Here is a 22,138-nt window from a genome sequence, read left to right on the forward strand (position 1 = left end):
GTATGACTGCGAAATAGCAGGTTCGAACGAATCTGGGTAAAGCAATCCATACGAAATCCCCTCCAAGCTCCGTGTCTGCTTGAAGGGGATTTTACTCTTTTTTACCTAAACCAAGCTTTGTTCAGATTGTTCGTGAAATTGTTATCGTTCATGGGCACGTTGGCACTGCCAAAGTCCGTGGTGTTGAGCGCATTACGGGCTGCGGGAGTCAGGTCATCCCACCCGATTAAAGGCTGTGTTCCACCTACAGCGCTGGTAACGCCAAGCTGATGGTTCAGTGGCCAGGTACTATTATAGGATATCAACGGATTATTGCCTTGTGTATTGGTATTGCTCGGTGTGACTTTGGTGAACTGTCCGTGACCGGAATACGCGATGGAGAGGATTTGAGGATTGGCCGCTGCCGGATTATCTACCCACACGACGATTCCTTCCCAATCATGACGGTGGCCGAGTCCAGTGGAAGGGGAGTCTTTAGGGAAATACCACGAATACATAATGGCCCATACCCCATTGTGCCAGGTGGAACGGGAGTAGACCTGGCCTGTACTTGAGCTACAGTTTCCATTGGATGACCCGGATGTGTTCAAGCCAGCACTGGTATTGCCCTGTTGATCCACTGCGGGGAAAGGCACGCAACCATGATAGACTTTCAGAAAAGGCTGAAAACGCTTGGCTGCTTGTTGCGTTACGGTGACAGGCGTAACTTCCTGGAATCCGACAACCTGATCATGATTAATTTCTGCCGCTTCAATAACGGTGACCCAAGGAATACAGGCCATAAGCGAAACCATGAACATTAACACGATTTTTTTCATTTACACTTCTCCTTCAGGGGTATGATGTGGTACTGGGTTGAGGTTGCAATAAGACTATATTGGAAAATGATTCGTACTATTTATCTTTTCATCTCAAGATTTGTAAATTTGTAGCATATCTATGTCATAATAATATGAGGTTATCGGAGACTAATTCCTGCCCAAGCGGGCAGAATGGTTGATTAATGAGACTATTTTACAGAAAAGTAAGTGGGACAGATTCAAGATCGGTGCGAGAGGTTTATTGGGTAATGGACGGAATAGTAGGCACGGATATGAAAAAATATACTTATATATTACAGGCTAGGACATCTTTACATTTGATGATATGATAGGAGATAAAGGCTTTGGAATGAGACGGAATTCCTAATGCATAGATATAGGTAAGACGAAAGATTCGAGCAGAATTAACGGAAGATCATTATGGTGTAAAAAATATGCCCTTCTGTGGACTCGTGCAACGTAAGATTATGAGGTCGTTCAGACTCATGGATAATGTGGAATAGGTGGCGTATGAGATGAAAAAAGCTCGCTTAATATATAATCCGACCTCAGGCCGGGAAGAAATGAAGAAACGTCTGGCTGATATTTTGCAGCGTTTGGATCAAGGTGGTATTGAAGCTTCATGTCACGCAACAACGGGTGAAGGTGACGCAACCCGGGAAGCCGAACTCGCAATTGAGCGCGGATATGACATGATTATTGCTGCTGGCGGCGATGGTACATTGTACGAAGTCATTAACGGTATGGCCGAGCGGGAGAATCGTCCTCCGCTGGGTGTGTTTCCTTTGGGAACGACAAATGATTTTGCACGTGCACTTGGCATTCCTAGACAGTGGGAAGATTACGTGGATCTGGTCATTAACCAGCAGCTTCGTCCGCTCGATCTGGGCAAAGCGAATGATAAATATTTTATCAACATCGCCGGTGGCGGATCATTGACTGAACTTACCTATGAGGTACCGAGTCGTCTGAAAACGATGATTGGGCAACTGGCCTATTATATGAAGGGTATTGAGAAAATGGCGAGCCTGTCTCCACAGGAGCTGATTATCCGCGCCGACGGTCAGGAAGAGATCCATGATGAATTCATGTTATTCCTCATCGCCAATACCAATTCGGTTGGGGGCTTCGAGAAGCTGGCTCCGGGTGCAACCATTGATGATGGTCTGTTCGATGTGATCGGTGTGCGCAAATGTAATCTGGCCGATATGATCCGCCTTGTAACGCTCGCGCTACGTGGGGAGCATCTGAACGACAAGAAAGTGGTTCATTTCCAGACGAGTCATATGGAAGTTACGTCGCCGGGTTATGTGCAGTTGAACCTCGATGGAGAACTGGGTGGCACGCTGCCAGCTACGTTTACAAATTTGCGTCATCATTTGATGCTGTATCGTTAAATACTAAAAAGAAAGAAGTGAATGTACGTTGTCTAATACGAACCGCAGCGGTCGTGGAAAAAACCGCCGGAATTCGGCTGCCTCTCAGGGGCAAGGGAACGCTTCAGCGTCCCGTCAGCCAAGTCAATCATCTCGTCCATCACCACGTCAGCAAGGAAAAGAGGTGCGGCCACAAGGCGCATCTCTTTCTGCCGTTCGTCCAAAGGGGAGAGCGCGTGAATCTGCACCAATCGAAGGACTGCCCGTTAACAAAAATGAAGAGACCGTCATCGACATCATTGGTATGAACCATGACGGTGAGGGTGTAGGTCGTGCGAATGGATACACGCTCTTCGTGCAGGGTGCCCTTCCAGGTGAAACCGTGCGTGTGCGCGTGATGAAAACCAAGAAGCAGTATGGCTACGCCAAACTGCTTGAGATCGTGAAGGAAAGCCCGGATCGTGTGTCCGCACCTTGCCCAATCTACGATCAGTGCGGCGGCTGTCAGATTCAGCATATGAGTTATGCCGGACAGCTTGCGTGGAAACGCCAGTTGGTGGTAGATAATTTGCAACGGATTGGCAAGTTGAACGTGATGATGGAGGATGCGGAGCAGGTGATCAAACCTGAACAAACCCCTTCTGAATTACAAAATGGGAGCAATCGTATTCGACTTCGGCTCGAAGGTGTCATGAACGAAGAAGATGCGGAGCAGGGCATCCGTGTACTACCTACGATGGGCATGGACGAGCCATGGCGCTATCGGAACAAGGCGCAGGTGCCAATTGGAGTGACCGAGGGCGGTTTAGTAGGTGGATTTTACGCTAAAGGAAGTCATCGGATCATTGATATGGAGAGCTGTCTTATTCAGCATGAGCATAATGACGAAGTGGTCGCGAAGGTTAAGGAGATCGGCAGTCATTTTGGAATCAGCGCATATAACGAAGAGACAGGTCGCGGCTTGTTGCGCCACGTAGTCGTGAAGAAGGCATTCCGTACAGGCGAGATGATGCTCGTATTGGTCACCAATGGCCGAGACATCCCGTACAAAGACGAATGGATTGGCAGTATCCGTGAAGCGATTCCGCATGTGGCGAGTATCTGCCAGAACGTGAACAAGAAGCAGACCAACGTCATCTTTGGCGATGAGACCCGCGTCCTTTGGGGCCGTGATGTAATCTATGATTATATCGGTGATGTGCAGTTTGCGATCTCGGCGCGTTCGTTCTATCAGGTGAATCCGGTGCAGACGGAAGTGCTGTATGGGAAAACGGTAGAGTATGCAGGATTGAGTGGCAAAGAGACAGTCATTGATGCCTATTGCGGCATCGGTACGATTTCTCTTTTCCTCGCGCAACATGCGGATCAGGTGTACGGGGTAGAGATTGTGCCTGAAGCCATTGAAGATGCCCGCAGCAATGCGATGTTGAACGACATGAAGAACGTGAAGTTTGAAGTTGGTGCATCCGAGGACGTTATTCCGCGCTGGAAAGAACAAGGCATCGAAGCCGACGTGATCGTTGTCGATCCACCGCGTAAGGGCTGCGATCCACGTTTGCTGGATACGATTCTGGAGATGAAGCCGGAGCGAGTGGTTTATGTGAGCTGTAATCCAAGCACATTGGCACGTGATCTACGTGTGCTGGAGGATGGCGGGTATCGTACGGTGGAGGTCACGCCAGTGGACATGTTCCCGCATACGGTGCATGTGGAGTCGGTTGCGATGTTGGTTAGAAGCTAAACATAAGGGGTTCGAGAATTTATACATGATTCTCGAACCCCTTCTTGTCTTTGTTTCAATCTATGGCATACAAACTGATCATACAGATGTATTAGCGAAAATAGTTAATATACATGCACAGCCGTACCAAGCACGGATTTGTTTTGTACGGAATTACCGGATAGATATACCTTTCTTAGATTAGGCAGCTGGCTTAGGGTCTCGATATTGGAAATGGCATTGTTCTCGAGATGAAGCTCTTCTATGGCCTGCCAGTTACTCATAAATTCAAGAGAAGCCAAATTGCTGTCTTGCAGAGTGAAGGAACGTAGAGCGGACATGTTGGCAAAGTAAGGCATCATTTGGTCAACTTCAGTAACAGAGGTGTTGTTTATGCTGAAATATGGCTGCTCTAAGGTCAAATGTTCAATCACGCTGTTCGTTGCGGCAACCTTTTGTTCAAAATCCAGCCTGCATTCGGAGCACACCAGAGATTTCACCTGCTTCAAACGAAATAAAGCATCGCTCTCCTTGTACAGTGACGAGTCGTAAATTTTTAGAGTCTGTAGGCGTGGCAAACCGTCCAGGGCGCCAAGACGGGTTATTTCACTGATTTCCCAGAGGGAAAGCTGCTCCAGTTTTGGGAATTTCGCCAGAGCCGCCAAATTAAACGCTCCGCTTCCGCCACGGAGCGTCAGGCTGGTTGCGTCGGGAGCCTTCAGCCCCGGGAGAAAGGAGGTCGGTATTTCAACCCGCACTACATTAGGCAAAGTCAGCGCTTCTGCCTCCTTGTAATAACCGGACAACGTTAAATCCCGCAGAGAGGGTAGACTGTTTATGGACTTTACCGAGCTAAGCTGACTTAGAGAAGCCAGGCGTAGTGTAGTAATGGAGTTTTTACCGGCCAAGCGCCCTAGACTGGAAAAGTTTACATTTTCAATATCTAGCGTTTGTAGAGCAGGCATATTTTGTACAAAGTCGATGGACTTTACATTCGTTAAATAGGAAAGCTGAAGCTCCTCAAGCTGGGTTAAGGCATACAGCGGCTGTAGGTCTGTAGCTTCACTGTAATGTATGGACAAGGATGACAGCCCGGTCATGGACGACAACCATCCCAGTTCATTGACATAGGTGAGCGACAGGGACTTGAGCGGCAGCTTGTTCAATAGATAAAAATCTGTTACGGACTCATCCACATAGGTAATGGATAACGAGCTTAGATTAGGGAATTCCAGCAGTAAGGCTAATTCCTGATTGCTGCGAAGCTGGGTAGAAAGCTCCGTAATTGTAGACTTGTCACCAAAGAAGCCTGAAAAATTGCTAAAGGATTCGTTAAAAGCACCGCCATAGCTTTTTAAACCGGATATATGGGCGAAAGTGGTTTGATTCGATTGGGAGATTTCGTAGGTTCCGCTCAGATCCAATGCCGTCAGTCCCGTAAAGGCTTCAAAATCTTTCTGATCGATCTTCTGGGTATTCAGTTTCTTGTCCTGAGTAATATAAGTGATCTTCTCGGCCTGCTCATCGCTGAAGGGATCGGAGAAGCTGTAGGTAAACTGCCATTGGTCATTATCCGAATACTCCACGGTCAAATAGCGCAGACGAGCCAATTCCTCCTCTGTCGGCAAGGCAGATCCTTTATCGAAGATATCCCGCAAAAAGGAGAGCAGAACCGCCTCTGTTTTTGGATGAGTGGAGCTGTTGCTATAATAAAAATAAGTACCGATGGCGCCAGTTAGGACTAACATCAGTATCAGCATTAGCTTTACGGAGACAGCCTGCTTCAGCGGTGCCTTGGGAGGCGTTCCGTGGTAATGGTTAATGGTCTGATCCACATAGTAGACATGATTTTGTTTCAATAAAAGCTCTGTTTCACAATAGGGACACTTTAAAACTTCATCCTCCTTGTATTCAATTCTTCCGTTGCAATTGGGGCAGTTTAACGGAATAAATGCCACGGATGCTCCTCCTTCATTATGAAAATAAAGATCATGCTGAACTGTCATTTGACTTCATTATACCCGGTCTATTCTATGAAACCTTCTCTATGTAAAAAAATAACTTCGGATTTGTAAGTTTGTCGTAACCAGAGTGAAGAGGAGAACGTCCTATAAGAGATAGATGGTGTTTAAGAATATGAAGGAAGGATTGATGAAGTAATGAAGAAACCCATTCCGAGATCCAAGCTGCGATTGATGTTGGGAAAAACATACTATACTTGGCGAAGGTATGCCAAATGGCTGGTTTACGGCACTTCATTCGCTAAATCCTTCTCGCAGGAAAGACTCCCGCATGTTGTATTTAAGCATGAGACACCAACCCTTCGAAAATTGAAGGACGTGGATATGTGGCTTCAGCATAACAAAGAAATCAATCTGTCAATTGCAATTACACGTCTGAATGGACTTCTCCTTCAGCCTGGTGAAACGATGTCCTACTGGAAGCTGATTGGTAAAACTACAGAACGCAAAGGTTACGTTCCGGGCATGGTATTATTTTATGGCGGCTTCAAGCCTGGGGTTGGCGGAGGGCTCTGTCAGCTTTCTAACCTGAATCTATTGGATGACGCTGCACACACCGCTCGCCGTTGTTGAGCGTCATCGGCACAGTTATGATGTATTCCCGGATTCTAACCGCACACAACCGTTTGGAAGCGGGGCAACGTGTGCTTATAATTATCTGGATCTGATGATCTCTAATCCGACGAGAACATGTTACCAGCTTCATCTGGAATTGAAAGATCATGTGCTGCGAGGAGAATGGCGTGCAGACGAGAAAGCACTGCATTCTTATGAAATCTATGAGAAGCAGCACCGCATTGAGCAGCAGTATTGGGGAGATTACGTGAGGAGAAATGTGCTTCATCGGCAGGTTTTCAATCAGGAGGGCGAACTGATTAGAGATGAATTCATCACAGAGAACAATGCACTCATGATGTATTCCCCCTTATTAACTGAAACAGCGACCATGGATTAGCTACATGTTGCTTTGGCTGGGCAGGTTATCTAATGGATAACCTGCCCATTTCCTTTTTGCGAAATCGCATATTCCCTACTCTAGTCCATCAATCTACGGCAAAATGTACGACTGCACTATATAACATCTTGTTGCGAAAGGGGTCAAACGTCACTTGATGCTGAACTTGCTTCACCCGAAGCAGCAGCGCTTTGTTCATTCCGATTCGTTCTTCGATGGCTCGTTCCAGTTCGCGGAAGTCATAAGCCTGCAAGCATTCGACTTTGTCTTTAATCATATCCAGTGAAATTTCCATATATAATCCAGGCCTCCTCCAAATTACGATTTACAGGTTAAAAGCCTGCCGAGCTTCATTTTAGAGGAGCTTGTCCAGTTCGGCAAGAGCAATCGTGCTGAAAATCAAATGAAGACGTGATAAAATCGGGAAAGGGCAATTTCGAAATCACCGAACTTTCAATAATCTGAAGGTCTAATGGAAGTGCTAACAGATACTGATGTTTGAATGAAGTTCATTTGCATGGTATAAGTGAAGAAGCAAGGACAGCATAATGTGAATGGCAACGAAAACTGTTAATGTTAATTCTAATGTAGATGATAGGCAAGCAGATGCAAGAGTTACGATTTTTTACTATTAATGAGGACATAGTCTGTCCTGGTATGTATAGAGGAGTTTGGATATGACAAAGGAAAACTTTTGGCGTGAACTGCCACGCCCATTTTTTATACTGGCACCGATGGAAGATGTGACGGATGTTGTGTTTCGGCATGTCGTAAGTGAAGCGGGCAGACCGGATGTATTTTTTACGGAGTTTGCGAACACAGAGAGTTATTGTCACCCGGAGGGGCACCATAGTGTGCGAGGGCGGTTGACATTTACGGCGGATGAACAGCCGATTGTGGCTCATATCTGGGGAGATAAACCGGAATTCTTTCGTGAGATGAGTATCGGTATGGCAAAAGAAGGATTTAAAGGGATAGATATCAATATGGGGTGCCCTGTAGCGAATGTAGCGGAGAATGGAAAAGGAAGCGGATTGATCTGCCGTCCCGAAATCGCAGCCGATATTATTCAAGCAGCGAAAGCTGGGGGACTACCTGTCAGTGTAAAAACAAGGCTCGGTTTCACAGCTGTAGACGAATGGCGCGACTGGTTAACTCATATCTTGCAACAAGACATTGTGAATCTGTCTATTCACTTGCGGACGAGAGAAGAAATGAGCAAAGTAGACGCTCACTGGGAACTGATCCCGGAGATTAAGAAGCTTCGTGATGAGATAGCGCCCAATACACTGCTGACGATTAATGGGGATATTCCTGACCGTGAGACAGGCCTCAGACTCGTGGAGCAATATGGTGTGGATGGGATTATGATTGGACGCGGTATTTTCCAGAATCCGTTTGCTTTTGAGAAGGCGCCGAAGGAACACAGCAGTGAGGAGTTGCTTGATCTGCTAAGGCTGCATCTGGATCTCCATGATCAATATTCAGGACAGGCGCCACGTTCGTTCAGCGCGCTTGCCCGTTTCTTTAAAATCTATGTCCGTGGATTTCGAGGGGCAAGTGAACTCAGAAACAGCTTAATGAACGCCAAGTCGACAAGTGAAGTACGTACGTTACTTAATGAATTTGGGAGTAAGGATCAAGATGAGGCGGAGGAACGCGGGATTTAAGCTACCAAAGTTGGGACTAATAATTGAGATGGATTGGAAAATTACAAAAAAAGAAGCGGGAACGATTCCGCTTCTTTTTTAGGTATTGTACTTATGTTTGGTTAGAATTTATCGCGTATACTCCGGCTGTGCCATCGCAACCGGCTGAGGATTCGCAAGCACCCATAATACTGCCAACACGGATAATCTGGCAGGTGCATCAAAATCTGATCCATTGCGAAGCCTGCTGACCAAGTCTGTTGCCTCTTGGAGAAGTGCAGGAGATAGTGGCGCGCCAGTACCCAGGTGACGAATCAGTGCATCCAGCATCTTGCGATATTCCGCATCCCAGTTTCCACCGCCATTATCCAATATTTCATGGGATACGCGCCCTGTGATGCGGATGACCTCTCCCTGCACTGTTTGCGCATGTCCCTGGGCCGGGATGAGATATTCCCACAACTCTTGGTGTTGCTTAGGCCAAGTGGTTGCCTTTACCTGAATGGGTGCAGTCCCATCGTGCATGATCCGATTCGCTACCGGCTCGACATCAAATAACTGGTACAGTTTGTTCAGCGCGTCTGAAACTTCATCTACCTTGTCCTTATTGAACTTTTCACGGACGAATTGAAAATCCTTACCGATCCGCTTCACAGACTCTTTCATTTCCGGGGTGACTGCTGCGCCAGCATCCAGCAGAATCGCTGAAATTTTCGATATACTGACTATATCGCTATTCCTGCAATTGACTAACCCCTTAGCTAATGGCGTATTTCCCTGTTTATTTTCTACGTTAATAGTAGCGCCTTGGTTTACCAACTCTTGAACCACTTTGGTTCTATACCCATTGACCGCTGCATGTAACGGTGTTTCATTTTGGTAATCCACAGCGTCCAGATCCGCACCTAATTCAAGGAACAGGGGTACATTTCCTGACCAGTGTGAGGCATGGGCATGTAAAGGTGTGCGTTGATATTTGTCCCGTGCATTAATATCTGCCCCTTGCTCTACCAGCCAGCGGACCAATTCATCCGATATATGACGAAAGCTGAGAGCTGTACCTTTACTGTAGCCCCCGGAGGCATCCCATTCACATTGCTCAAAGACCTCTTTTACAGCAGAAATACCATTATCTTTAATAAGTTGCTCCATATGGGCAGGTAAGGTTGTCTTTTTCTTAGCCACTAAAGTAACCCTCTCCTTCTGAATAACATCGTATTTTCGTAATGATAGGCAATGAAAGATTGATAGAAAGCAGATAATTTTCTGCAAGTTTATCACATGGGGGAATTTAAAACCAATAACTGGATTCAACGGTATTATTAAACGAACAAAGTAAGCTATAGGACCTGGCTCTAAATCAACATGAGAATTGCTCAGTTTGGCTGTGTTATAATTTTAGATGAGTGTCCATATCGGAGATGGGTTGAAAAAAAGATACTTGAAATGATCGCCGCAATTCGTGCGGTAGGCTTTTGAAAATAGGAGGATCTATGTCCTGGAGCAAATTGAAGCAACAACTGGAGAGTTTCCTTAGTCCGGCGTTAATTGGGAGAGTAGAGTACCGTGCAACCAGCTATCGGTATTCACCTGATAAATCAGGCAATTGTTATATTACCGTAGATAAAAAGAATGTACTCAATATGAGCGATGCAACTACCACAATCCGTTGGTATCAGACGGAGCAGGAGATCAAGAACGATCCTGAGATCATGATTCCTGTCAACAATGAAGAGATTGAAGCTATACGAAAAGAGGTCAAAGGACCCGTTCCCGAGGATCGTCTTGAAGTCATGGCAAGAAGCAGAAAAATCTCTGTACATGCTAAAGAGCTTTTGTTGGCACAGACCGCATTAAGTAAAACTAATTTTACCGTGGTCGCTACAACGTTTTTATCTACTTCTATAGAAGATAATCTGGAGAGCAAGGATATTTTGTTAAATATTCTGGCTTTAATGGACAGACGAGTTGGCAAAAAGAGAATTCTGAACATGTCCGAGCAGGTGAAGTTAAAGCATCCAGCCGTGCAGTATTTTTATGAATTACGGAGAAGTACGTTGTAAACTTCAATCACTTTCATTCACAGCGCATCGTGTCAGGGATAATCTCATTGAGCTTTCGACACATGTGGAGTGCTGTAACAACTAATGTATTATGGGAAATAAATGATCTAGCAGTGAGTTTAAAGCCTTTCTAAGCAATTGAAAGGCTCTTTTTTATTGAAGAATTTCATAGAATGAATGGTGCCAAATTTCGTAGAAATTAAAATCTAAAGGAGGATATAGGATGAAGGTATTCAAAATGAAAGACATATTAATAAGAGTTGTTGCTGTACTGATTTTAGGTATCAGTATCTGGAATTTTACAACATATCTCAGTGACACATTTATTGGGCAAGAATATAGTCCTCTAAAGCACTTTCTAATTGCTGTAATCACGACTGTTTTAACCGTTATTCTTATACAAGTGGGACTGAACATTGACAAAATTCCGTGGAAACAACTTGGGCAAGCAGATGTTAGGACGAACCTCTTTTCATTTTGTCTAGGTTTCTTTCTCTGGACGGTACCCGCATCTATTGGATTATTTTTTTGTTTAATACTTGGGTGGGCTGAAATAAAAGTAAATACAGATTGGAATCACCTATTGCTAAGTATTTTGATTTTATTCATCACTATATTTTTATTAGAAGCATTACCTGAAGAATATATATTTAGAGGATATATATATCGTTACTTAAATGAATTAGTCCCTCATTGGGGCGTAATCATTTTACAATCACTGATGTTCTCAATATTTGCCTATTTTATAGGGGCGATGTATTCAGTGGAACAGCTTCAATTTATTCCTGGCTTTGCAATTATTCTAGGAGTGTTTAGGGCGATATCGGGAAATGTATGGACATCAATTGGATTTCATGTTGCAATTATGACTGCAACACAAATTTTAGGCACCATTCACGGACACTTCGATGTGAGTGGAGTTTTTACGCTTCGATTCTTTGCATTTATTTTACTACCAAGTGTTGTTGGAGCGACAGTATTGTCATTTGTTTACCCCAACCACAATTGGAGTAGAAAATTATCTTCAGTAACAAAAGTTAATTAATTCATAGGCTGCTATGTATGTGAAATGAAATACTTAAAATAGTGGGGTAGCATTCCTTCAACAAGGGATGCTTTTTTTATTCATGCAATCTTACATTTTTGAAAGATTCGTGAAAGATAGATAAATAGGAGTTAAAACCAACAGTGATTATACTTTAAACAAATAGATGCTGACATGAACATAAAATAAATGGAGGGGTTACAAATGGATTTAATACAAGTTATAGGCAGATTATTGCCTATCTTAGCTATTGCATTGGCCGCAGGAGTTGTTGTAATCGGTATTACTTATTTAGTATACATTGCATACAGGAAAAGAGGGGGTAAAAGAAGCATAACCAGTAGGCAATTTATAGCGTCATTTTTGATCTTGGGTTGGTTTGTCATTGTCATGACGTTAACCACATTTAGCAGAGGAGCTAATTATGAGGGTTGGATCAATTTAGAGCTATTCAGTGGCTATATAAACGCATGGAATAAATGGTCGGTGAGCGAATTCCAGCTCATCATTTTTAACATGTTGATGTTCGCACCACTCGGTTTCATACTTCCGCATATCGGAATGAAAACGCGTCACGTTAAGCCCGTGTTACTCATATCGCTGTTGGTAACGCTGGGTATCGAAATTTTTCAGATGATCACCGGCAGGGGAATATTTGAACTTGATGATATTCTACATAATACACTCGGCAGTATTGCAGGATATTTGTTGATGAGAGCGATCCTCGACAGTGTTGAGCAAAGAAAGATCACCCTAAGGTCACTATTGAAGGCACTCTGCGTACCACTAGTCTTTACGCTTATTTTTTCTAGTGCTTTTATCATTTATTACAACAAAGAACTCGGTAATCTCTCCATACGTCCAGCTACTTCTCAAAATATGAATCAAGTCGAAATAACGCTTAACACAAAGTTACCGGATGAGGCTGAGAAAGTGTCTCTTTATCGGAGCAGTGAAATTCACAACCTGGAATATGCCAAACGAGTTTCCTCTCTAATGAAGGATTATTTTGAATTACATCAGAAAGGTAGCATATCTATTGATGGATACAACCGAGTTTGGAGTTTTCTTGACAATGCGGGGAAAGAATATACATTTAATTATGACGTAAATAGCGGTACATGGTCGCTCTCATCTAATACCGAAGCAAGCACTCCTGTAGAGCCGGAAGATTTAATCAAACAAGGACAAGAGTATGGCAGTTGGTTGATTCAGAATGGCTTATTGCCTCAGAAAGCGATATTCAGCACACAAAATGGAGACACGGTTCGATGGGATATCAGAAAAACAGTTACAGATATCGCGAAGGGGGACCGCGATTATGATACCGGACTGATTATGATTGTCCCATCAGCAGAACCTATGATTCCGCAGAATTTATTTTATTCTATGAATAAAAATATTTATGTACGAGTGGTTGATATTATCAGTCCGGCTAAGGCATACGAAGAAATTCTCAAGGGGAACTTTTCGATCTATAACAACTTAAAAAAAGGGGACGAACTAAATGTGAACAAGTATGAACTGACTTACACCTATGATTCGAAAGGCTATTATCAGCCAGTTTATCGATTCGAAGGTGAGGTCAATGGAGTGAATTGGAATGCTTTAATCCCAGCAGTAATGAATTGATTTCAGCTGCTATTGTGTTATACGCCCACACTTAATTCGTTTTCATTTGACAAAATAGAGTAAATACTCTAAATTTAACGTTAGAGTATTTACTCTATTTTTGTGGTGGGGGAGAGTTAGTTGAATAAAACGAAAGAAAAAGTTATGGAGACAGCTATTGCCATGTTTAATCTAGAAGGCACTAGTTCTGTATCGACAAACCATATCGCAAAGGAATTGGGAATTAGCACAGGGAATTTATACTATCATTTCAAAAATAAAGAAGAAATCATTAGGGCTATATTAGAAAAAATGATTCAAGAATGGGATATGGTTTGGCAGGTTCCCGTTTCGAATTGGCAGCCTACCTTGGAGGACCTGAAATCAATCATTAGATATACCTTTCAATTACAGTGGAAATACCGATTTTTCTATCGAGAACTGATTGTGTTGATGAAGATGGATCCGCTCCTGAAAGACAGACATCAACGAATACAAGGACAACGCATGGATGAACAAAAAGAATTTATTCAACTTTTTATAGAAGTTGGTGTTCTACGCTTACCTGAAGACCCATCACAGATGGATTCGTTATTAACCATATGCTGGATTATAAGTAACTACTGGCTTGCTTTTCTTGAAACCAATAATGAAACTGTCTCTAAAGAGCAAATGGAACAGGGTATTCAACTCATTATGACGGTAATTGGTCCATACATAAAATGAGATTGGAGGAGATCAGATGAGCAGTACAGAGAAAGCTGAATCTGAAAAAGTTACTCGGAGATCTTTTTTAAAGAAATTAGGGGGGGCCGTATTCGTCATTTCATTTGCAGGGTTAACGTGGAGGATGTTTGACCAAGGTGTCTTTAGCACCGGAAAAGGTCCTGCCTATGAACCATGGAGTAGGAGTGAAGAAAAAATAGAAGAAGGTCCACTTGCCCTGGTAAGTGATGCAATCTTAGCTTCTAATCCACACAACACGCAACCATGGCTCTTTAAAGTAACGGATACGTATATCGAATTATATGCAGACGAGAGCAGAAATCTTGGAGCGTTTGATCCGTTGAGGAGGGAAATGTTTATTGGTCTCGGATGTGCCATTGAGAATCTTCTATTATCTGCAAATGCACATGGGTATGATCCAAAATTGACCTATTCGCCAAACAAGCTTGAGCCCTACTGTATTGCTCGTATTGACCTTATTCAAGGGACCAAATATGACTCTCCCTTATATCAAGCCATTCCCCATAGACATACACACCGAGGAGAATATGACCCTAACCAATTGATTTCTAAATCAATACTTACAGATATAATAGATCTAATTGCCGATGAGGAAACGGTGAAAATCTCGTGGTTCTCCACCTCAGAAGAAAAGAAATTGATAGGAAATTTAATTGTAAAATCAACAGAAGCCATTATAGCCGATGAGGAAATGAGTGTAGAAAGTAATAAATGGTTTAAAGAGAATTGGAAAGACATACAAGATGAACGAGATGGTATTACTTTAGATGCACAAGGCAGCTCCTTTTTGATAAGGGCACTCGGTAAAATATTACCCCCCATGTCACATGAAAGAAATAATCAATTTTGGTTATCATCAACTAAAAATACGCATACAGCTACAGCCACAGCCTATGGATTAATCTCAGTAAGAAACATGAATGATAATGAACAACGTGCAAGAGCAGGTAGAGCATGGCAAAGGATTCACCTATACGGGACAAATCTCGGGCTAGCCATGCAACCACTAAATCAATTAAATGAGATGATTGACCGTGAAACAAAACTTGGTGGACCGGCACCTTTCAGAACGGAGTTCAAAAAGGTTGCTGGCGATCCTTCTTGGGGAGGATTATTTATTTTTAGATGTGGTTACCCGTTAAAAGAAACACACCCTAGTCCAAGAAGATCTATACGTGAAGTAATCTTATAGTGAGGATTTGGAAGTATAGCATGACTACTGGCTGTGATACAATGAAGACAATTTGATGCTAGATCAGTAGTAACGGAAAGTAACAAAAGAAAGGGGCCAGCTAAAATGAATTTGGAAGAGGTTATGCAAGAGCTTGAAGCGTTGGGTAAAGAACGAATGAAAAAAATCTACATCTCCAACGGTGCGCATGAGCCGCTCTTTGGCGTGGCAACCGGTGCGATGAAACCAATCGCGAAGCAGATCAAAAAGGATCAACCTTTGGCGGAGCAACTATACGCGACGGGGAATTATGATGCGATGTACTTTGCAGGTGTAATTGCTGATCCCAAAGTGATGACTTCAGCCGATTTTGATCGCTGGATCGATGCCGCTTATTTTTACATGATCTCCGACTACATCGTTGCTGTGACGTTATCCGAGACAGACATTGCGCAAGAGGTAGCCGATGCGTGGATTGCAAGTGGTGACGAGCTGAGGATGTCAGCGGGATGGAGCTGTTACTGTTGGCTGCTCGGAAGCCGGAAGGATGCTGAGTTTTCCGAAAATAAAATTATGGCGATGCTCGAACAGGTGAAAAAGACAATTCATGAATCTCCGGAACGAACGAAATATTCGATGAACAACTTCCTGTTTACCGTTGCAACATCCTATCAACCGTTGCACGATCAGGCGGTGGAGATAGCCAAGGCTGTTGGCAATGTCGAAGTGAACAAGGACAAACCCAAGATCAAGCTGCTGAATGCCTCTGAGAATATCCAAAAGGCAGTGGATAAAGGGCGGACGGGGTTCAAACGCAAATATGTAAGGTGTTAAATAGTAATTGCTGCAATAGATTCGAACAACAGGAGATGTAACACATACAGGAGGTGCTCGTATATGTAGAGAGTGTCTCCCTTTTTGTGTTGTTGTGAATATCACGTACTTGGGTAACCCAAATCTAGTAACCGTCAAGCAACAAGTTAGTCAACAAATTCTCTGTCGATCCTTTATACTAATAAAGCCAGAAACATATCTAAGGAGTTGCCGAATCCAATATGAATAAAAAAGAAGTCGCGCATATACGCAAGCAGTTTAAACTGGATCATGATCTACTGAATATTTACGATATTCTCAACGTGTACATTACGAAGGAAACGAATGAGGTCTATCACTGGGAGCGTCACCCGTTCGAACTGGTGGACAGAGAGAAGCAGGAGCTCTACATGGGCAATTTCAAAAAATTGCTGATGGGTGAATTGGATCAGAAGTTGTTTGAGTTGAAGTTCCAGGAAGCGGCGGAGGACCCGGCGCAGGTGCTGCTTCACCAGGCTCTGGTAACAGGTGATCCGGATGAATGGCAGGATCTGATGCTGCTGATCGTGGATCGAATGTTGGTGGATGCGAAGTATGAGCGGGACATGGTGGCCACGTTCGTGCGTGGACAGTACTATCTGCCGACCAAGGCTAGAAACGAAGCTACGGAAGAGAGCGAGAAGAATGAAGTGTTCGCCCATCCATTCATCCTGTGCAGTGTAAACTCCACGGAGAAGCAGCGAAAAACGCTCTTGTTTGATTACGTGGAGAGAGAATTCAAATACAACGTTATTGTCGATCCGATTATCAAATTAAGCACGCCAGAGCAAGGATTCCTGTACCCTAGCGTGACGGACAACTACTCCGATGTGAATCGTGTACTATATTGCACAGGAAAATCCAATTTCCCGGATCCGCATTTCGTTGAAAATGTATTGAATGGAGAAAGATCCGTGACCGCACTGGAAGAGCGGGCGATCTTCGAAGATATCGTGAAGGAAGTGGCTGGTGAACAGCTCGATTCAGCCACCATTGCACATGTATACGAGGAGATTAACCGAGTCATCGAAATTAACGAAGAGTCCCATGAGGAAGAACCTCCGAAGCTGGATTATAAAGATCTGGAGCGTGTACTAACCGCAAGCGGTGTAGAGGATCTGACGACAGAGAAAGTGGAACGTGCATTCGAGACCATCGTGGACAACAAGAATTATGAAATGAAAGCAACCAGCGTTATGCCGAAGTTTACGTCCAAGTCCATCAAGATTGAAACCAAGGTTGCCACGATTACGGTTAGCCCGCAAGATCTGAGGTATGTGAAGCAGGTGAATCATCAAGGCAGACGATGCATCATGATTGAAGTGGACGAAGATGTCGTGATCGAAGGCTTTACGCTCACTACGGAGACGCTTTGAGTTAAATACGTTCAATCCAAGGACAACTCTGCAATGATGTTTTGCAAAACAACTAGAAGAATGGAACAGACTGTAATCCCTCCGTTGGATTGTGGTCTGTTTTTTTGTCAATCCAGGCAGTTCAACAGCAAGTCAATAGCAATTGCTTGATAGATCGTTTCCATATGCTACACCCACCCTGTAAATTCCAATATCGACGCTTTCGCGGATTGCACTTCGGATTGTGCACCTTTGCGCCATACTTTGGGAGATATCCCCATGAGTTTATTGAAACAACGGTTGAAACTGGAAATGGAATGAAAACCGACCTGTTCGGAGATCGAAAGAATAGAAGCATCTGTGCTTTTTAATTGCTTACAAGCCTCCTCAATTCGGGTGCTGTTGAGAAAATCGAGAGGAGTTGTACCCATGATTTCATGGAATTTTCTGCGAAAATGAGTTGTACTCAAATGGCATAAATCTGCCAGGAAATGGATGGATATGGTTGTCATATAGTGTTTGTTGATATGCTCCAGAGCAGGAGAAATGACAAGATCACCTTTCACGCCAGACTCTGATTCGGGTTCAGAACCAATCATATTTTCCTTCTTTGAATGGATCCGAAGCAGTTCGATATAAAGGGACAATAATAGTCCATAGGCACTTTCCTGATAATACGAATCTTGTTGTTCCAATTCCGCAATGATTGATGTGGCAAGAGCGTATACCCTGGGATGTTGTTCCTTGTTCAAGATACAGTTAGATCCCGTTACTGCCAGCAAATTTGGCTCGAAGTCGCTATATGTACTTTTGAATGTATGCTGAAAGAGTTCGTCTGGCGAAAAAAAGATATAGGACCACAGGCTGGCTGTATTAGGTGAACTGTACGTCGTATGAGGCAGATATCTGGGAATAAAAGTCACATCACCTGCTTGAAAGGGGACGGATTCACCCTTAATTTCCATGATGCCGCTATCCGAATGACAGACACCAATCTCCAGAAGGTTATGAAAATGAAGATGTTCGCTTTTGATATCGGAAATCTTCCAACGCTCTCCGCTTAACAACAGGATAGGAAAATTCATCGGCAGACTATAGTGCCGATATTCAATGACAGGCTTCTTTTTTTTGGGCATATTCGGTACTCCCATTCATAAATGATTGAAATTGCGCAGTTTTGTTGTGAATATGCTTAGATTGAGACTATTTTACTGCGTACAATGGAATAAGTAAAGCGTTTACAAAAATGGACGGACACCTCTCAGGGCGCACTTGGGGGCGTGTGCGCAGGGAGAGGGGAATAACAATGCTTCAAGTGAAATATGACAGGGAACAGATTCTACACGTAATCGAGAACGTTACCAAGAAAACACTGGATATGGATCTGACATGGGATTGGCCCGGCGGTGTGGCTTATTATGGCGTATCCAGAGCCTATCAAACGACAGGCAACCAAGAGATTCTGGACAGGCTGGTGAAATGGGCAGACGAATATATCGAGCTGGGGCTGCCGAGTTGGACGGTTAATACTTGTGCCATGGGCCATGTGCTTATCACTTTATATGAAGAAACCGGGGATCAGAAATATTGGGATATTGTCATGAGTAAGGTTGATTATCTCCAAAATCATGCGCTTCGCTTTGGAGACCATGTGCTTCAGCATACGGTATCCGTTTCCAATGATTTTCCGGAACAGGCTTGGGCAGATACCCTGTTTATGGCGGCATTTTTCTTACTCCGCGTAGGTAGCAAATTAAAAGACGAAGCCATGATTCAGTATGCTCTGAATCAGTATTACTGGCATATCAAATACCTGCAAGATCCGAGCAGCAGTCTGTGGTATCACGGCTATAACAATATCAACAAGGACCACATGTCCGGATTTTACTGGGGAAGAGCGAACGCTTGGGGAGCTTATACGATGTCTCAAGTGAAGCCGCAATTGAACGATTGGTACTTGTATCCGCAATGTATGGATGTTGAATGTGCACTTCGCGATCAACTGGCGGCTCTCAAGCTGGTGCAGACCGAGAACGGCTTGTGGCGTACGGTTCTGGATGACGAAGATTCGTATGAAGAGGTGTCGGCTTCCGCTGGTATTGCAGCAGCCATGATCAATAACGGGAATCCCCTGCATACCAAATATGTGCAAAAGGCACTGGAAGGCATCCTGAGCAACATTAGCGAAGATGGACGCGTGCTTGGTGTATCTGGCGGTACAGCGGTGATGAAGGATCGGGATGGCTATCGCAATATTCCAAAAGACTGGATTCAGGGCTGGGGTCAGGGCCTGGCACTCGCTTTTCTGTCCGATATGTTGAGATAGGGAGGGAACCAAAATGTCCAAACCAACCAAAGGCTCCTTTACACTACCGGGAGAATCCGGTTATGAGGCACTGACGCTGGAACTTGCTGATCGCTGGGGTGCCGATGTGATTCGAGACAGTGACGGTACAAAATTGTCCGATGAGATTATCAATGCCGGATACGGTATCTATTCAACCATCTGCATTATTCGGGATCATAATGAGTGGGCATCCCGTAATCTGGATAAGCTGCAGCAATGTTTTCTCATTACGAATCCGAAGGTGGCTGTGCAAGATTATGTATCCATCTATCTGATGGAGGACTTCTTCGCAGAACAATTCAGGGTGAATGATTCCAAAGAAGCGTTTAAATATTGGCAGGTGTACGACCGAACGACTGGGGAAGAAGTTCCTAGAGGACAGTGGAATTATGAAAGGGAATCTGGCAATGTTGTGATTACTGGCGTTGCTCCTTGGCATAAATACACGGTGAGTTTCATGGTTTATCGGATATGGGAAGAGATTTCCATGTACAATCATACAACGAATAATTGGGACAAAGAGCATCTGATGCAGATTGACCCGATCTATACAGAAACGCAAACGTATCTGCTGGACTGGATGGAAAAGTGGTGCCAAGAGCATCCGGAAACAACGGTTGTCCGGTTCACCTCCTTATTCTATAATTTCGCCTGGATCTGGGGTAGTGATGAGCGGAATCGCCATCTGTTCTCGGATTGGGGTTCATATGATTTCACGGTAAGTTCGAGAGCGCTGGATCTGTTTGCTCAGAAATATGGATACTCGCTCTCTGCCGAAGACTTTGTGAATGGCGGTAAATTTCAGGTCACTCATATGCCTGCGGATCAGCGCAAACTGGACTGGATGGCATTTATCAATGATTTTGTGATTGAATTCGGTAAAAAGTTGATTGATATTGTGCACAAGCATGACAAGCTGGCGTATGTCTTCTATGATGACAGCTGGGTAGGCATGGAGCCGTATAATGATCGCTTTCAGGAGTTTGGATTCGACGGCATGATCAAATGTGTGTTCTCCGGCTATGAGGCAAGAATGTGCTCGGGCGTTAAGGTGGATACCCATGAGATTCGATTACATCCATACTTGTTCCCAGTTGGCTTAGGCGGGCTTCCTACCTTCAAAGAGGGCGGAGATCCTACCCTTGATGCGAAGAAATATTGGATTAATATACGGCGTGCGCTGCTGCGTGAGTCGATTGACCGGATTGGACTGGGTGGATATCTGCATCTGGTTGAGCCTTACCCGGACTTTGTGGACTACATCGAGAAGATCGCTCATGAATTCAGGGAAATGAAAGAGCTGCATCAGGCTGGAAAGCCTTATCAGATCAAGACGAAGGTGGCCGTTCTGCATAGCTGGGGCAAGTTAAGATCGTGGACCTTGTCCGGTCATTTCCATGAAACGCATATGCATGATCTGATTCATGTGAATGAGGCGTTAGCCGGTTTGCCGATCGAGGTCAAATTCATTGATTTTGAAGATATTCGTCAGGGCGCATTGAAGGATGTGGATGTTGTCATTAATGCCGGTTCCGCTGGATCTGCCTGGAGTGGTGGAGAGCACTGGAGGGACCACCAATGTGTAGACATCCTGACCCAGTGGGTGTACGAAGGCGGTACCTTTATGGGTATCAACCAGCCTTCAGCGATTGAAGGGTATGACAGCTTTTTCAGAATGGCGCATGTGCTTGGAGTAGATGAGGATACGGGTGCAAGAGTTGTTCATGGAAAATGGTCGTATGAGGCTCACGATGAGCATGGTTTGGTGCCGGAAGCTGCTACTATCGCGTCAAAAGGTACAGGTAGCATATATCTTACGGATGGAACAGCCAAGGTATTGCACGAGACAGATGGCAACATTACGTTGACCACACACGCCTTCGGAAAAGGCCAAGGAATCTATCTGTCTTCGTTCGAATTCAATTGGGAAAATACAAGATTGTTGCATAATCTCATTCGTTTTGCTGGTAATGAAGTGAGTGACGAGAAGTATATCACGGATAACTTGTATACCGAGTGTGCCTACTACCCTGAGAGCAATATATTGGTCGTGATCAATAATAGCGACCAGGTTCAATCCACGACGATTGATACGGAGCATGCGAAACAAACTGTGGAATTATATCCGTATGATACGGTGATTACCAAGATTGGAGATTTGAAATTAGTGTAGGACAGTCAGAGCTCCTACCATTGGTATATTTATAATAAGCCCAGGTCTGCGGTGATTTAGCCGAGACGTGGGCTTATTGCTATGACAAGTGTCGATGTCGCTTCCCTCCGACATCTTTTCATTTGGAGATATTGTCAATGATTTTGCGCTTAGCGTCTTTGGCTAATTTATATGTGTAGTATAAAGGTTGAAGTATACTTAAAGGTCAAGGCTGATTCCTGTCTATTCCTAT

Annotated in this window: 17 protein-coding genes and 1 pseudogene; 13 read left to right on the top strand and 5 right to left on the bottom strand. The window is 44.1% G+C overall.

What is annotated here, in order from left to right; genetic code table 11:
• Positions 1–101 precede the first annotated feature (101 nt).
• Positions 102–818 carry an NPP1 family protein gene (locus M1D71_RS03800; RefSeq protein ID WP_458125313.1) on the bottom strand — a complete coding sequence of 239 codons (717 nt, stop codon included), beginning with the start codon at positions 816–818 and terminating at the stop codon, positions 102–104.
• A gap of 518 nt (positions 819–1,336) precedes the next feature.
• Here M1D71_RS03800 and M1D71_RS03805 point away from each other — a divergent pair.
• Positions 1,337–2,218 (top strand): diacylglycerol kinase, encoded by an 882-nt coding sequence (locus tag M1D71_RS03805; RefSeq protein ID WP_017690659.1) that lies wholly within the window; start codon positions 1,337–1,339, stop codon positions 2,216–2,218.
• Between the two features lie 28 nt (positions 2,219–2,246).
• On the top strand, positions 2,247–3,938 hold the full coding sequence (gene rlmD / locus M1D71_RS03810) for a 23S rRNA (uracil(1939)-C(5))-methyltransferase RlmD (RefSeq protein ID WP_458125314.1): 1,692 nt from the start codon (positions 2,247–2,249) through the stop codon (positions 3,936–3,938).
• A gap of 104 nt (positions 3,939–4,042) precedes the next feature.
• Here the strand turns inward: rlmD and M1D71_RS03815 are convergent, their stop codons facing one another.
• The gene (locus M1D71_RS03815) at positions 4,043–5,875 is read right to left on the bottom strand and encodes a leucine-rich repeat domain-containing protein (protein WP_458125315.1); all 1,833 of its coding nucleotides are present in this window, start codon (positions 5,873–5,875) and stop codon (positions 4,043–4,045) included.
• Positions 5,876–6,064: 189 nt separating this feature from the next.
• Here M1D71_RS03815 and M1D71_RS03820 point away from each other — a divergent pair.
• Positions 6,065–6,893, top strand: a pseudogene (locus M1D71_RS03820) (VanW family protein).
• 88 nt (positions 6,894–6,981) lie between these two features.
• Here the strand turns inward: M1D71_RS03820 and M1D71_RS03825 are convergent.
• Complete coding sequence (locus tag M1D71_RS03825) at positions 6,982–7,188, bottom strand: DUF2536 family protein (RefSeq protein WP_458125316.1); 207 nt, start codon at positions 7,186–7,188, stop codon at positions 6,982–6,984.
• Between the two features lie 382 nt (positions 7,189–7,570).
• Here M1D71_RS03825 and M1D71_RS03830 point away from each other — a divergent pair, with 382 nt between their 5' ends.
• On the top strand, positions 7,571–8,563 hold the full coding sequence (locus tag M1D71_RS03830) for a tRNA dihydrouridine synthase (protein WP_458125317.1): 993 nt from the start codon (positions 7,571–7,573) through the stop codon (positions 8,561–8,563).
• A gap of 108 nt (positions 8,564–8,671) precedes the next feature.
• On the opposite strand, the gene M1D71_RS03835 is transcribed toward M1D71_RS03830, so the two are convergent.
• Positions 8,672–9,727, bottom strand: coding sequence for an ankyrin repeat domain-containing protein (locus M1D71_RS03835; protein ID WP_458125318.1), 1,056 nt, complete (start codon positions 9,725–9,727; stop codon positions 8,672–8,674).
• A gap of 308 nt (positions 9,728–10,035) precedes the next feature.
• On the opposite strand from M1D71_RS03835, the gene M1D71_RS03840 reads away from it, so the two are divergent.
• From M1D71_RS03840 to M1D71_RS03870, 7 genes are all read left to right on the top strand, one after another.
• Positions 10,036–10,605 carry an SF0329 family protein gene (locus M1D71_RS03840; protein ID WP_458125319.1) on the top strand — a complete coding sequence of 190 codons (570 nt, stop codon included), beginning with the start codon at positions 10,036–10,038 and terminating at the stop codon, positions 10,603–10,605.
• Positions 10,606–10,828: 223 nt separating this feature from the next.
• On the top strand, positions 10,829–11,650 hold the full coding sequence (locus M1D71_RS03845) for a CPBP family intramembrane glutamic endopeptidase (protein WP_458125320.1): 822 nt from the start codon (positions 10,829–10,831) through the stop codon (positions 11,648–11,650).
• 204 nt (positions 11,651–11,854) lie between these two features.
• Positions 11,855–13,282 carry a VanZ family protein gene (locus M1D71_RS03850; protein WP_458125321.1) on the top strand — a complete coding sequence of 476 codons (1,428 nt, stop codon included), beginning with the start codon at positions 11,855–11,857 and terminating at the stop codon, positions 13,280–13,282.
• 120 nt (positions 13,283–13,402) lie between these two features.
• Positions 13,403–13,987, top strand: coding sequence for a TetR/AcrR family transcriptional regulator (locus M1D71_RS03855; protein WP_458125322.1), 585 nt, complete (start codon positions 13,403–13,405; stop codon positions 13,985–13,987).
• Between the two features lie 16 nt (positions 13,988–14,003).
• Positions 14,004–15,200, top strand: coding sequence for an Acg family FMN-binding oxidoreductase (locus M1D71_RS03860; protein ID WP_458125323.1), 1,197 nt, complete (start codon positions 14,004–14,006; stop codon positions 15,198–15,200).
• A 105-nt stretch (positions 15,201–15,305) separates the two neighbouring features.
• Positions 15,306–16,013: a DNA alkylation repair protein gene (locus M1D71_RS03865; RefSeq protein WP_458125324.1), complete on the top strand. Its 708-nt coding sequence runs from the start codon at positions 15,306–15,308 to the stop codon at positions 16,011–16,013.
• A gap of 221 nt (positions 16,014–16,234) precedes the next feature.
• Positions 16,235–17,407: a DUF4317 domain-containing protein gene (locus M1D71_RS03870; RefSeq protein WP_458125325.1), complete on the top strand. Its 1,173-nt coding sequence runs from the start codon at positions 16,235–16,237 to the stop codon at positions 17,405–17,407.
• Positions 17,408–17,574: 167 nt separating this feature from the next.
• On the opposite strand, the gene M1D71_RS03875 is transcribed toward M1D71_RS03870, so the two are convergent.
• Positions 17,575–18,522 carry an AraC family transcriptional regulator gene (locus M1D71_RS03875; RefSeq protein WP_458125326.1) on the bottom strand — a complete coding sequence of 316 codons (948 nt, stop codon included), beginning with the start codon at positions 18,520–18,522 and terminating at the stop codon, positions 17,575–17,577.
• Between the two features lie 170 nt (positions 18,523–18,692).
• Between M1D71_RS03875 and M1D71_RS03880 the strand changes: the two genes are divergently transcribed.
• Positions 18,693–19,712: a glycoside hydrolase family 88/105 protein gene (locus M1D71_RS03880; protein ID WP_458125327.1), complete on the top strand. Its 1,020-nt coding sequence runs from the start codon at positions 18,693–18,695 to the stop codon at positions 19,710–19,712.
• Between the two features lie 13 nt (positions 19,713–19,725).
• A complete protein-coding gene (gene gnpA, locus M1D71_RS03885; protein WP_458125328.1) occupies positions 19,726–21,906 on the top strand; it encodes a 1,3-beta-galactosyl-N-acetylhexosamine phosphorylase in 2,181 nt (726 codons plus the stop codon).
• Positions 21,907–22,138 lie beyond the last annotated feature (232 nt).

The organism is Paenibacillus sp. Z3-2 (assembly GCF_054161325.1).

Coding starts and splice junctions, on each gene's coding strand:
- M1D71_RS03800 (WP_458125313.1), bottom strand. CDS start 818: ATGAAAAAAATCGTGTTAATGTTCATGGTTTCGCTTATGGCCTGTATT.
- M1D71_RS03805 (WP_017690659.1), top strand. CDS start 1,337: ATGAAAAAAGCTCGCTTAATATATAATCCGACCTCAGGCCGGGAAGAA.
- M1D71_RS03825 (WP_458125316.1), bottom strand. CDS start 7,188: ATGGAAATTTCACTGGATATGATTAAAGACAAAGTCGAATGCTTGCAG.
- M1D71_RS03830 (WP_458125317.1), top strand. CDS start 7,571: ATGACAAAGGAAAACTTTTGGCGTGAACTGCCACGCCCATTTTTTATA.
- M1D71_RS03840 (WP_458125319.1), top strand. CDS start 10,036: ATGTCCTGGAGCAAATTGAAGCAACAACTGGAGAGTTTCCTTAGTCCG.
- M1D71_RS03845 (WP_458125320.1), top strand. CDS start 10,829: ATGAAGGTATTCAAAATGAAAGACATATTAATAAGAGTTGTTGCTGTA.
- M1D71_RS03850 (WP_458125321.1), top strand. CDS start 11,855: ATGGATTTAATACAAGTTATAGGCAGATTATTGCCTATCTTAGCTATT.
- M1D71_RS03860 (WP_458125323.1), top strand. CDS start 14,004: ATGAGCAGTACAGAGAAAGCTGAATCTGAAAAAGTTACTCGGAGATCT.
- M1D71_RS03865 (WP_458125324.1), top strand. CDS start 15,306: ATGAATTTGGAAGAGGTTATGCAAGAGCTTGAAGCGTTGGGTAAAGAA.
- M1D71_RS03870 (WP_458125325.1), top strand. CDS start 16,235: ATGAATAAAAAAGAAGTCGCGCATATACGCAAGCAGTTTAAACTGGAT.
- M1D71_RS03875 (WP_458125326.1), bottom strand. CDS start 18,522: ATGCCCAAAAAAAAGAAGCCTGTCATTGAATATCGGCACTATAGTCTG.
- M1D71_RS03880 (WP_458125327.1), top strand. CDS start 18,693: ATGCTTCAAGTGAAATATGACAGGGAACAGATTCTACACGTAATCGAG.
- gnpA (WP_458125328.1), top strand. CDS start 19,726: ATGTCCAAACCAACCAAAGGCTCCTTTACACTACCGGGAGAATCCGGT.